Genomic DNA, 11,734 nt, shown 5'->3' with positions numbered 1-11,734 from the left:
GGTCGCTCTGACCCGCCTTTTTTCATGCGTTTTTCCGCCCCGTCTGTCGGCATTTGTCGCTGCGGCGATGCAGTGTCGCTCTGTGGCGACAAGGCAAGTGGCCTGAATTGTTGGGCTTTTCGGTCACGGCGCGCGATCAGTGTCGCCATGTGGCGACAAAAATCCCCCGCTATGCCATCGGACTAACGCCGTCAAGCCGCGCATGCCAGCCATGTGATTGATTAAACAGGTATTTTGCCTGCTGGCCCGATTCTTGCTCTATATCCCGTCCAATCTAACAATACAGACAAAGACAACAATGAATCGCATTGCATTGGCAAGTGGTGTGGCCGGGTTGCTCTTGCTTGTCGCCGCACCGGCGCAAGCCATGTATACCGCGTGGCCGTTCAACGGGCGCGTGATCAATCACAGCATGCAGGAAGTCAAAGCCTGGGATGGCGAGCACGATTTCTATTCCATCCGTGCCGGCATGACTTCTTCCAATCTGTACGACGTGGACCATATCCAGCTGGCTGGTGATGCCGACTGGTGCAAGCTGGGCGCCAATACCGTTACCGTCACGCCGGATGGCCGCATGAGCGGATGCGAGTGCCGCGTGGCCCATGCGGCGGATGAATGCGCGCCGACAGAACAACGCTCTTTGTTGTCGCAAGTGGCGTCGGTGTTCTTCGGGCGCCAGCGTACAGACACGGTGCTGGCTTACCTGACGCGTGTGACGCCATTGCGCCGCGTCTGATGCCGGTTTCCGGTGTGATCAGCGCATAAAAAAACCGGCCATGAAGGCCGGTTTTTTATTGGGCGAGACCCGGATTACTTGGTCAGGTCCAGCAGCTTGTCGAACGCTTCGTCAAACAGCTTCAGACCGTCAACCTGCAGTTGCTCACCAGCCAGGTTGTAGTTGATACCCAGCTTGCGCAGTTGGGCCATCACTTCAACGGCGGCTTCGGTGTTGGTTTCCAGCTTGTCAGCAGCAACGCCGTGGTCGCGGAATGCGTCCAGGGTAGCGTCCGGCACGGTGTTCACGGTTTCCGGGCCGATCAGCTCTTCCACGTACATGGTGTCGCGGAAAGCGGCGTTCTTGGTGCCGGTGGAAGCCCACAGCAGGCGTTGCGGGTGCGCGCCCTTGGCCTTCAGATCAGCAAAGCGGCTGCCGTGGAACAGCTTCTTGTAGTGCTGGTAGGCAACCTTGACGAAGGAGATCGCAACCTTGCCTTGCAGGGCCTTGGCTTCAGCGGAGCCGATGGCTTCCAGTTGCTTGTCGATCAGGGTGTCAACGCGGGACAGGAACACAGACGCTACAGCGCGCACGTGGTCAACCGGCTGGCCAGCAGCGATACGGGCTTCCAGGCCACGGATGTAGGCGTTCAGCACGTCATCCACGTGAACCAGGTTGAACATCAGGGTGATGTTGACGTTGATGCCCGAAGCGATCAGTTCTTCGAACGCGATCACGCCGGCAGACGTAGCCGGAACCTTGATCATGGCGTTCGGACGGTTGATGGCTGCCCACAGACGCTTGGCGTTGTCGATGGTGCCTTGTGCGTCGTTGGCCAGGTGCGGGGAAACTTCCAGGCTGACGTAGCCGTCCAGGCCCTTGGTGTCGCGGTACAGCGGCGCGGTCAGGTCGCAAGTGGCCTGGATGTCCGGCACAACCAGCGCTTCGTAGCGTTGTTCTGCGGTCAGGTCTTGCTTCTTCAGTTCAGCCAGGTCGCCGGTGTAGAGCGGGTCGGAGCTGATGGACTTGTAGAAGATCGCCGGGTTGGATGTCACACCTGCGATGTCGTCTTCTTGAATCAGACGAGCCAGTTCGCCCGACTTCAGCAGGCCACGGGACAGGTTATCCAGCCAGATACGTTGCCCGAAGGGCTTGATGGCAGCGATTCTACTCATTGCATTCACCTCAAAATCATACGTTGTCATAAAAGGGCGTGATCGCCAGACTCATTTGTCATTATCCGCCATGTATAGCGGTTTGACATGCAATCACTGTGAAGATTTCGCCCCGTCGGCGCTTCAGATAGGCCCGACGGACCAACAGTATATGGGGGTCTGCCCTGGAAATAAAACAGTGAAGTCCGGGTTTTCCCGATGAAAGCGCGTTTTTGAGCGAAATTGGCGACTGCTGAACCGATTTTGCACCCGGCAAGTGAGCAATTTCGCCGGGTTTTCAGTCCGCCAGCAAGCGATGCGGCGGAAAACGTACCGAAAACTCGCTGCCTTCACCCAGACGGGATTTGACGGCCAGTTGCGCCTGGTGGCGCTGCAAAATGTGTTTGACGATCGCTAGCCCCAGACCGGTACCACCCGTCGAGCGGGAGCGACCGCGGTCGACGCGGTAAAAGCGCTCGGTCAGGCGCGGCACGTGTTCTGGCGCTACGCCGATCCCGGTATCCTGGACACTGAAGACCGGCTGCTCGTGATCGACCACCCAGTTGATGGTGATGACGCCGCCTTGCGGTGTATAGCGGATGGCGTTGGAAACCAGGTTGCCAAAGGCAGAGTGCAGCTCGTCATGATTGCCGATCAGCCGGGCCGGCGCCAGCGTGCCGATGCGCACTTCATGGCGCCCTTGCGACAGGCCCACGGCCTCGTCATGCATCAGGCGCATCAGTTGCGGCACATCCACTTCTTCTTCTTTCATCTGCTGGCCGTTTTCCAGCCGCGACAAGGTCAGCAGATCATCCACCAGACGCTGCATGCGCTGGGTCTGGTCGTACATCAGTTGCAGTTGCTGGCGACGGGTGGCTTCTTCCAGATCGGGCATGTCGATCATGGTTTCGATAAAGCCGCCCACCACGGTCAGCGGCGTGCGCAGCTCATGCGAGACGTTGGCGATGAAGTCGCGGTGCACGGTCTGCACGCGATCAAGCTGGGTAATGTCGCGCGACAGCAGCAGCTTGCGCGTGGTGTCGAACGGCACCAGCTGCACCGACAAGACCTGCTCTTGCGGGCGTGTGGTGCGCAGCATCAGCGGGTGGGCAAAATCCTGCATGCGCAGGTATTCGCGCAGGCTGGGCTGGCGCACGATATTGGTGACGATCTGCCAGATGTCGGTGACGCGATCGATGCCCAGATGCTGGCTGGCGGCCTGGTTGCACCATTCCACGCGGTCATGTTCGTCCAGCATGATCACGCCATCGGGCAGGGCTTCGCCGGCGCTGGTAAAGCGCTCCAGCATGTGCGCCAGGCGGTCTTGCGTCTTGCGCTGGTTGCGGACCTGTTCGTACAGCCGGTCAAACACGTCCTGCCACAGCAAAAAGCTGCCCGGCACGTTATCGACGCGCGGATTTTTCATCCAGCGCAGCAGACGGGCAAGGTTATACAGGTGAAATGCAGTGGCGATACCCAGAATGCCTGCAGCCATCGACAAGCCCCAAACCGGGCCGGCAAGTGCAGAAACAATCAGGGCGAACAGCAAAATGCAGAGGTAATAGATGGTCGAGCGCAGCCAAATCATCGAAAAAATCCGGGAAAACGGGGCAGGTTTAGAGGCGCTGACAAAACCAGGCTGATCAGGGTACTGGCATCCGGCCGGTTCGATCACGCATCCTGTGCGGTCGAGACTGGCACGATTTTATTACGATTCTTCCACCGGCCCCCATCGGGCCAGTGGAATATTTTCATCTTGCTTACTGGGCAGAGAGGCGGTAGCCGGTGCCGCGCACGGTCTGGATCAGGCGATCGTAGCCGCTGGTTTCCAGTGCCGAACGCAGGCGGCGGATATGCACGTCCACCGTGCGCTCTTCCACAAACACGTGGTCGCCCCAGACCTGATCCAGCAGTTGCGCGCGGGAATGCACGCGTTCCGGGTGGGTCATGAAGAAGTGCAGCAGACGGAATTCAGTCGGCCCCAGATCAATCGGGTCACCATTGCCGGTGACGCGGTGGGTGGTCGGGTCAAGGCGCAGGCCTTGCACTTCCACCAGATCATCGGTCACTTGCGGCGAGCGGCGGCGCAGCACGGATTTGATCCGCGCCTGCAGTTCACGCGGGCTGAACGGCTTGGTGATGTAATCATCCGCGCCGGTATCAAGGCCGATGATCTTGTCTTGCTCGTCCGAACGGGCGGTGAGCATGATCAGCGGGATCTGGCGGGTACGCTCTTCGCCACGCAGCTTGCGGGCAAATTCAATACCGGTCATGCCTGGCAGCATCCAGTCCAGCAGGATCAGGTCAGGCAGCGCATTGCGTACGATATGGGCGGCAGATTCAGCAGAATCGGCACGCATCACATGGTGGCCGGCCTGGGTCAGGTTGAAGGAAATCAGTTCCTGGATGGCCGGTTCGTCTTCGACAAGCAGGATGTTGGCTGGCATTGGGTAAATAACCTCACGGGGGTAGCGTTCAGGGCGCGGCTTGCTGCCATCCCGAGGGTGGCTCATCTCCTGATGAAACCGGTCATTGCTGGCCGGTCTTGCGCTTTATATAAGACTGGGGGCGCCCGAAAATTGTTGCGAGATTAAGGCTCAAATGTGAACAGAATATTACAAGTTTACGAACTGACCCCATATGCAGTCCGCATATCGGGCCGAAAAGGAGCGGACTGGCGCTGGGCCTGGCTTTGCGCGTGATCGCTGATTTTGTTAAAGATTGACAACAATGTGGTCAATTGTTGACATTAATCATCATGTTGCACCGGATATGATTTCTGCATCGACAGCGCAAGCGCCCTGGCTCCAGGTAAAGCAAGGCGTCACCGCGTGCATGCGGCTGTTAGCCCAGGAGGAATCAACAGATGAAGTCCGGACTGTTCCGTCGTATCGTGGCCGTGCTGGTTGCGGTATCGACCACCATGTTGTTCACCCACGTTTTCGTGGCGCTCTGACGCAGATTTTGACCTGCGTTGTCACACCGCACACAAGCTGACATCACAGCACCCCAAAGCCCCGTTCCGGGGCTTTTTTATTGCCGTTGCAAATGCAGCCCGGTTCTTGCGCGGTCATAATGCGGGTATCTGCCGACTGCAACGCTGCAAGGAAATCCATGTCCGTCCCCGCGCGTACCGCTTATCTGAATGGCCAGTTTGCCCCGCTCGACACACTGCAGGTGTCTGTGATGGATCGCGGTTTTCTGTTTGGTGACGGTGTGTACGAAGTCATTCCGGTCTACAGCCGGCAGCCGTTCAGGCTGGATGAGCACCTGCAGCGACTGGCGCACAGCCTGGCGGCCATCAGTCTGACCAACCCCTACACGCTGGCGCATTGGGCAGAACTGATTCTGACTGTGGTGCAAGCGCAGGATTTCGAAGACCAGTCGGTGTATCTGCAAGTGACCCGTGGCCCGGCCTGGCCGCGCAACCATGTGCTGCCGGCCGCAGTGACCCCCACCGTGCTGATCTATGCCGATACCCTCACGCCGCCCCCGCCAGCGCTGATAGAAGCCGGTGTCACGGCGGTATCGGCGTCGGATATCCGCTGGTTACGCTGCAATATCAAGGCCACCGCGTTGCTGGCCAATGTGCTGCTCCGCCAGATGGCGGTGGATGCCGGCGTGGCTGAAACGGTACTATTCAGGGATGGCCTCTTGATAGAAGGCTCCTCCAGCAACATCTTTGTGGTCAGCCAAGGCGAAATTCTCGCGCCACCACCCTCACATTTGATGCTTACCGGAATCACCTATGACTTGATTCTGGAACTGGCGCGGCAGCACGGCATGCCGCACCGGGTGTGTGAAATCACCGAGCAGCAAGTCCGTGATGCCGACGAAATCTGGCTCACTTCTTCTTCAAGGGAAGTGCAAGCCGTGATCCGGCTGGATGATCATGTGGTGGGGCAGGGCAAACCCGGCCCGGTGTTTAGCGAGATGCACCGCCACTATCAGCAATTCAAGCGCGACGTCATGCGCAACAAGGAGTTCAGACATGACCCAAGTTAACATCACTGATCTGAATCAGGACCAGCCCCGGCTGGAAAACCTGGTTGAGTTCCCGGTACTGATCCCGGTCAAGGCCGTGAGCCACAAGCAAGTCGCACAAGAAGAATTCCACGCCATGCTGGTTGACCTGACCGCGCAGCACGTGCCTGGTTTTGTGGCCGAACTGGTGACCATTCGTCCCAGCAGCCAGGGCAATTACTTTGCCGCCACCCTGTCGGTGACTTTCGATAACGTAGAACAAGTGCACGCCCTGGATGCCGCCCTCAAAGCGCACCCGCTGGTGCGCATGGTGCTGTAAGCGGGCAAGGAGTGAAGTGTGAGGCGTGAGGAATATGGCCTGCCCCCTGTGGCGGTGAACTGGCAGGACGTCCCGTCATCTGCAGCGCATGGCACGCTGGTCAAGCCCTTGGGCGTGCAAGACTACGAGCCCACCTGGCACGCCATGCAGGCCTTCACCGACGCCCGCACTGCTGACACGCAAGATGAACTCTGGCTGCTGGAACACCCGCCGGTCTACACCCTGGGCCAGGCGGGCAAGCCGGAGCACATCCTGCAGCAGACCGATATTCCCATCGTCAAGATTGATCGCGGCGGCCAGGTGACTTACCACGGCCCCGGCCAGTTGATTGCCTATACCTTGCTGGACTTGCGCCGCAACAAGCTGGGTGTGCGTGAACTGGTACGCAAGCTGGAGCAAAGCGTGATCAACCTGCTGGCGGATTTTGACATTGAAGCCTACGGCAAGGTCGATGCGCCGGGCGTCTACGTACAGGACGCGCTGGGCGAGGCCAAGATCGCCGCGCTGGGTTTGCGCATCCGTAACGGCTGCGCGTTTCACGGCTTGTCGTTCAATGTCGGCATGGATCTGGCGCCGTTTGGCTGGATCAATCCTTGCGGTTATGCCGGTTTGCGTGTCGCGCAGCTTAATGATTACGGCTTTGCCGAGACACCCGCGTCGCTTGCGGGTAGAATGGCCGACAAAATTCTGCAACAAATCAACTGACTAACGAGCGGTCAACAAAACCCTGCTGGCAGCGTTGTGCTTCCTTGCCGTACTACAAGTACTGTCTTCGTTTCGCACGCCTCGCCATCACCGCTTCGCTGGGTTTTGTTAGCCGTTCCTGACCGGACAAAAGCCGGGAAGCTGCCGATGACCGAAGAGATCAAGACCGCCGCCGCATCCAATGCCGCAGGTGTGAAGCACAAGGGCGAATCCAAGACCGCCCGCATTCCCATCAAGGTTGTTCCGCTGGAACAAAAGCTCAAAAAGCCGGACTGGATCCGTGTGCAGGCGCCCAGCCTGAACAGCCGCTTTTACGAGATCAAGGACATCCTGCGCTCGCAGAAACTGCACACCGTGTGTGAAGAAGCGTCCTGTCCCAATATCGGTGAGTGTTTTGGTAAAGGCACCGCCACCTTCATGATCATGGGCGACATCTGCACCCGGCGTTGCCCGTTCTGCGACGTCGGCCACGGCCGCCCGAACCCGCTGGACGAAAACGAGCCGACCCATCTGGCCGAAACCATCGCCGCGCTCAAACTGCGCTACGTGGTGGTGACGTCGGTAGACCGCGACGACCTGCGCGACGGTGGTGCCCGCCATTTTGTGGAATGCATCAACAAAACCCGCGTGGCCAGCCCGGATACCCAGATTGAAGTGCTGGTGCCCGACTTCCGCGGCCGTCTGGAGATCGCCGTCGATATCTTTGGCGAAGGTCTGCCGGACGTGATGAACCACAACCTGGAAACCGTGCCGCGCCTGTACAAACAAGCCCGCCCGGGTGCGGACTACCTGCACTCGCTCAAGCTTCTGAAGGACTTCAAGGCAAAGTACCCGCATGTGAACACCAAGTCCGGCATCATGGTCGGCCTGGGTGAGACGGACGAGGAAATCCTGCAGGTGATGCGTGACATGCGTGATCACGACATCGACATGCTGACCATTGGCCAGTATCTGCAGCCCTCCAACGGCCACCTGCCGGTGCTGCGCTACGTGCACCCGGATGTCTTCAAGATGTTCGAAGAAGAAGCCTACAAGATGGGCTTCAAGCACGCCGCCGTGGGCGCCATGGTGCGTTCCAGCTACCACGCCGATCAGCAAGCCCACCACGCGGGCGTCGTCGCATAAACGCGCACGATTGCTGATTGCAGATGACGCCGGGCCTGTCCCGGCGTTATTTTTTGTTCATCCGTTCCTTGTCTGGAGTTTTCATGACTGACACGCCGCGCCACAAACTCACCATGACCGTGCTGATGATGCCGGAGATGGCCAATTTCTCTGGCAATGTCCATGGCGGGCAGTTGCTGAAATTGCTGGACGAAGTGGCCTACGCCTGCGCCAGCCGCTACGCCGGCACGTATGTCGTGACCTTGTCGGTGGATCAGGTGATGTTCAAGCAGCCGATTCACGTGGGCGAGCTGGTGACCTTTCTTGCCAGCGTGAACTACACCGGGCGGACCTCGATGGAGATCGGCATCAAGGTGATCGCCGAGAACATCCGCGAGCGGACGGTGCGGCATACCAATAGTTGCTATTTCACCATGGTGGCGATGGGGGATGATGGCAAGCCGGCGATGGTGCCGGAGATGGTGCCTTCGGATGAGGTTGAGCGGCAGCGCTGGCAGGATGCTGAGGGGCGGCGGGTGGCGCGGTTGAAGAAAAACGGGTGAAGGGGGGAGGGGCTTTGTGGGGTGGATTTGGAGCGAGGGTGACAATCCAGCCTGGCTGTTTTGAAAACCCTGAACCCCTGAACTGCTGTTAGCGCCTGACGGCGCGGGTGTTTTACATGTCGGGGGTTGCCCGACAGCAAGGCACTTTCTTTTGGGTCGCCAAAAGAAAGTACCCAAAGAAAAGGCGACCCCTGCGACGGCGCTCGCTGCGCGAGTTCCCTGTGCTTCTCGCAAGGCGCGGCTGGCTCGCGAGTTCGGCCTTTGGCCTACCGCTTCGCCTTGATCGCCGCGCCTTGCTGCGATGCTCGGCGCGGTCAAGGGGAGGGCAAGTCAAAAGCAACGACAACCCCGAACATCAACGGCAACTTCAAAAGCAACTTCAGAAGCAACTTCAGAAGCAACTGCAAACCATCCGCACGCAAGAATGATGGGTTTAGCCCACCACTTCGTCATTCCTGCGCAGGCAGGAATCCAGTCCGCAGCCCAATGGGCTGCCTTCGCCGGATTACCACCAATGTCTCGCTTGATCCCGTGGCGCTTGCAAGCACCGCAGCTGGATTCCGGCCAAGGTGGCCGCCGAGGTCCGGAATGACGAGTCAGTGGGGTGCGGGTTGGATTGCCGCTGCCACTGCCACTGCCACTGCCATGGGCAGGTACTGCTGTGGTTTGGGTTTTACCGTTGTTGTTGCTGTTGCTGTTGTCGTTGCAGTTGCAGTTGCCTTTGACTTTCCTCCCCCGTTAAAGCCAAGCGCCGAAGGAGTGGAGGGAGACCCAGGCTCCCGACTGACTGAGGGCAGCCCGGAGGGCCGCAGGGCTGGGGTCGCCTTTCTTTGCCTACTTTCTTTGGCGAAGCAAAGAAAGTAGGGTGCTCCGGCCACCGCCGGTATCAAATGCCTTTAAACCCGCGCCGAAGGCGCTAAAACATTCCTGGCACCCCCCAATCACCAGTCCGGCTCATTCTCCCCCCGCCACCTCAACGCAAACCCCAGCAAGAACAGCATCGTCCCGTAAGGCCACAGATCGCTGATCAACGCAGCCAACCCTCTGAAATGCATCAAATGCCCGTAGTTCCAGCGGAACAAGGGCAGGATGGCGGAGAGTTGCGGGGCCAGTGGCCACATCCAGCTCACCAGCACCGTGCAGAACAGGCATAGCGCGCCCACAAGGGCCCGCCAGGGGCGTTTGAGTTGCAGCAGCACCGCCAGCAAGGGCAGCGCGGCCAGGCCGCCCAGTACGACGTTATGGTTGATCCAGCTGAAAAAGTCGGACCATTTGAGCATGAGCCCGGCAAAGACGACCTTGCTGGCCAGTACGGCAGACAGCAAGGTCGCCACTGCCCATGGCGCCTGGCGGCTGTGGCGCATCAGCACGGACACAAACAGGCACACGCCCAGGGTGTTGAGCATCATGCCGCTGCCTTCCAGGATATCCAGGAACAGCGCGGGGTTGTTCAGCGGGGCGACGATGGGTTGGGGGATGCCGCGGGGTTCGTCGACCACGCCAAAGAAGGGGACGGAGGGGTCGAACTGGGTGATCAGCCACAAGCCAAGCCAGACCATGCCCCATTCCGCGCCAGCACCAGGAAACAGGTAAGAATGGCGGAATACCAGCCAGCGCCGTTGTGAGCGGCGCAGTACCAGCACCATCGAGATCGCCGCGCCGATGACGGCCCCTGCGCTATTGGAGAGGATGTCCATATTGGACGCCACCCGCGACGGGATGAACTGCTGCACGAACTCGACAAAGCACGAGGTGACGATGCCGATCAGCATTGCCAGCAAGGGGCCGGTCCAGCGCCAGCGGCGCAAGGCAAGGCCGGCTGACAGCCCCAGCGGCACATAGGCCAGCACGTTGATCAGGTTGTCGAAGAACGTGAAGTAATACGGCAGCGGGTAGGTATAGAAGGCGAAAACCGGCTCGCCGGTGAAACGCCAGCCGGCAAACGGGTAAAAAGAGACCAGCAGTACCACCAGCAGGTAGCACCAGAAGAAGTAGCTCGCCACGCGGGTGGGGGCGTTACGGCGGGCCAGGAAGCTGATGGGTGGGAGTGCGCGCATGAGGCAAACAAAAAGGGGTAGCCTGATCAGCTACCCCTCAAAGCTTACCGGGCGGTCTTCACTTCCGTCCAGAGGCGGTTCAGATCACGCAGCGGTTTGCCTTCCAGCGAGTTGAGCTGGTACAGCTTTTTCATGTTGTCCGCAGTCGGGAACACGGCGTTGACCTTCTTGATGTCCGGGTTCACGAACTGGGCGGCGGCGGCGTTCGGGTTGCCGGAACCGATCATGTTGGTCAGTTCGGACGAGTTCTTGCCATCAAGCATGAAGTTGATGAACTTGAACGCCAGATCCGGGCGCGGCGCACCCTTCATCACCATCATGTTGTCCACAGACAACGTGTTGCCTTCTTTTTGCAGCGTGTAGGCAATGTTGAACGGGCGCTTGGCGGTGTGGGCGTCGGTATTGGCCTGGAACATGTCGTTGGAGTAACCATGGGCCAGCCAGATGTTGCCGACGGTCAATTCCTTGATGTAGCTCTGGTTATTGAACGCAGCCCAGTACGGCTTGGCCTTGATGATGGTGTCCTTGGCCTTTTGCCACTGGTTGATGTCCGTGCTGTTCGGATTGAAACCGTTGTACATCATGGCGGCGGCGAACAGTTCTTTCGGGTCATCCAGCACGGTGACCTTGCCTTTGATCTTTTCCAGCACTTTCGGATCAAAAATAGCGGACCAGGACGTCGGGTCAATGCCCAGTTCCTTGATCTTCTTGTCGTTGTAGCCAATCAGCGTGGTGGTGAAGGCGTACGGTACGGAGTACACATTGCCCTTGTCGAACTGGCTGTTCATGAATGCCGGGTTCATGTTCTTCAGATTCGGGATCTTCGACTTGTCCAGCGGCTGCACCAGGCCTTGCTTGATCAGCGGCGGCAGGGCAAAACCGGTGGGCACCACGATGTCGTAACCCTTGGCGCCGGCAGCCAGCTTGGCCAGCATTTCTTCCATGGCGCCGTAGTAGTCCTGGACTACCTTGCACTTGCAGTCGGCTTCAAAGTGCTTGACCGTTTCCGGGGCGATGTAGTTGTTCCAGTTGTAGATGTGCAGCACGTCTTCAGCTTGCGCGTTGCCCATGACTGCACCGGCAGCCAGCATCAGGGCCAGAAACTGTTTTTTCACGGTTGATTACTCCGGGTC

The 11,734-nt window shown here is 59.0% G+C and carries 11 protein-coding genes; 6 read left to right on the top strand and 5 right to left on the bottom strand.

Going from position 1 to position 11,734, the window contains the following annotated elements:
• The first annotated feature begins 298 nt into the window (after positions 1-298).
• Entirely contained in the window at positions 299-736 is a 438-nt protein-coding gene (locus IEX57_RS17525) for a hypothetical protein (RefSeq protein WP_188705959.1), read from the top strand.
• Between the two features lie 74 nt (positions 737-810).
• Here the strand turns inward: IEX57_RS17525 and tal are convergent, their stop codons facing one another.
• The 3 genes from tal to phoB form a co-directional block, all read right to left on the bottom strand.
• Positions 811-1,890 carry a transaldolase gene (tal, locus tag IEX57_RS17520; RefSeq protein ID WP_188705957.1) on the bottom strand — a complete coding sequence of 360 codons (1,080 nt, stop codon included), beginning with the start codon at positions 1,888-1,890 and terminating at the stop codon, positions 811-813.
• Between the two features lie 277 nt (positions 1,891-2,167).
• Positions 2,168-3,457, bottom strand: a complete 1,290-nt coding sequence (phoR, locus tag IEX57_RS17515; RefSeq protein ID WP_188705956.1) for a phosphate regulon sensor histidine kinase PhoR — start codon at positions 3,455-3,457, stop codon at positions 2,168-2,170.
• 172 nt (positions 3,458-3,629) lie between these two features.
• The gene (gene phoB, locus IEX57_RS17510) at positions 3,630-4,316 is read right to left on the bottom strand and encodes a phosphate regulon transcriptional regulator PhoB (RefSeq protein WP_188697166.1); all 687 of its coding nucleotides are present in this window, start codon (positions 4,314-4,316) and stop codon (positions 3,630-3,632) included.
• A 667-nt stretch (positions 4,317-4,983) separates the two neighbouring features.
• On the opposite strand from phoB, the gene IEX57_RS17505 reads away from it, so the two are divergent.
• The 5 genes from IEX57_RS17505 (at position 4,984) to IEX57_RS17485 (ending at position 8,544) form a co-directional block, all read left to right on the top strand.
• Complete coding sequence (locus IEX57_RS17505) at positions 4,984-5,874, top strand: D-amino acid aminotransferase (protein ID WP_188705954.1); 891 nt, start codon at positions 4,984-4,986, stop codon at positions 5,872-5,874.
• Complete coding sequence (locus IEX57_RS17500; RefSeq protein ID WP_188705951.1) at positions 5,861-6,172, top strand: YbeD family protein; 312 nt, start codon at positions 5,861-5,863, stop codon at positions 6,170-6,172. Before IEX57_RS17505 ends, IEX57_RS17500 begins: the two co-directional genes overlap by 14 nt.
• Before the next feature lie 54 nt (positions 6,173-6,226).
• Complete coding sequence (gene lipB, locus IEX57_RS17495; protein ID WP_188706195.1) at positions 6,227-6,877, top strand: lipoyl(octanoyl) transferase LipB; 651 nt, start codon at positions 6,227-6,229, stop codon at positions 6,875-6,877.
• A gap of 147 nt (positions 6,878-7,024) precedes the next feature.
• Complete coding sequence (gene lipA, locus IEX57_RS17490) at positions 7,025-8,002, top strand: lipoyl synthase (protein ID WP_188705949.1); 978 nt, start codon at positions 7,025-7,027, stop codon at positions 8,000-8,002.
• An 83-nt stretch (positions 8,003-8,085) separates the two neighbouring features.
• Positions 8,086-8,544 carry an acyl-CoA thioesterase gene (locus IEX57_RS17485; protein ID WP_188705946.1) on the top strand — a complete coding sequence of 153 codons (459 nt, stop codon included), beginning with the start codon at positions 8,086-8,088 and terminating at the stop codon, positions 8,542-8,544.
• 941 nt (positions 8,545-9,485) lie between these two features.
• On the opposite strand, the gene IEX57_RS17480 is transcribed toward IEX57_RS17485, so the two are convergent.
• Positions 9,486-10,601: a VanZ family protein gene (locus tag IEX57_RS17480; RefSeq protein ID WP_188705944.1), complete on the bottom strand. Its 1,116-nt coding sequence runs from the start codon at positions 10,599-10,601 to the stop codon at positions 9,486-9,488.
• Positions 10,602-10,645: 44 nt separating this feature from the next.
• Positions 10,646-11,716, bottom strand: coding sequence for an ABC transporter substrate-binding protein (locus IEX57_RS17475; RefSeq protein WP_229709089.1), 1,071 nt, complete (start codon positions 11,714-11,716; stop codon positions 10,646-10,648).
• Positions 11,717-11,734: the final 18 nt, after the last annotated feature.

Origin of the sequence: Silvimonas iriomotensis, assembly GCF_014645535.1 — a bacterium.
GTDB classification, from domain to species: Bacteria; Pseudomonadota; Gammaproteobacteria; order Burkholderiales; family Chitinibacteraceae; genus Silvimonas; species Silvimonas iriomotensis.
The sequence above is the reverse complement of the archived record's forward strand: the minus strand, read 5'-3'. Positions and strand labels throughout refer to the sequence as shown.

Coding starts and splice junctions, on each gene's coding strand:
- phoR (WP_188705956.1), bottom strand. CDS start 3,457: ATGATTTGGCTGCGCTCGACCATCTATTACCTCTGCATTTTGCTGTTC.
- IEX57_RS17500 (WP_188705951.1), top strand. CDS start 5,861: ATGACCCAAGTTAACATCACTGATCTGAATCAGGACCAGCCCCGGCTG.
- IEX57_RS17485 (WP_188705946.1), top strand. CDS start 8,086: ATGACTGACACGCCGCGCCACAAACTCACCATGACCGTGCTGATGATG.
- IEX57_RS17480 (WP_188705944.1), bottom strand. CDS start 10,601: ATGCGCGCACTCCCACCCATCAGCTTCCTGGCCCGCCGTAACGCCCCC.
- tal (WP_188705957.1), bottom strand. CDS start 1,890: ATGAGTAGAATCGCTGCCATCAAGCCCTTCGGGCAACGTATCTGGCTG.
- IEX57_RS17505 (WP_188705954.1), top strand. CDS start 4,984: ATGTCCGTCCCCGCGCGTACCGCTTATCTGAATGGCCAGTTTGCCCCG.
- IEX57_RS17525 (WP_188705959.1), top strand. CDS start 299: ATGAATCGCATTGCATTGGCAAGTGGTGTGGCCGGGTTGCTCTTGCTT.
- lipA (WP_188705949.1), top strand. CDS start 7,025: ATGACCGAAGAGATCAAGACCGCCGCCGCATCCAATGCCGCAGGTGTG.
- phoB (WP_188697166.1), bottom strand. CDS start 4,316: ATGCCAGCCAACATCCTGCTTGTCGAAGACGAACCGGCCATCCAGGAA.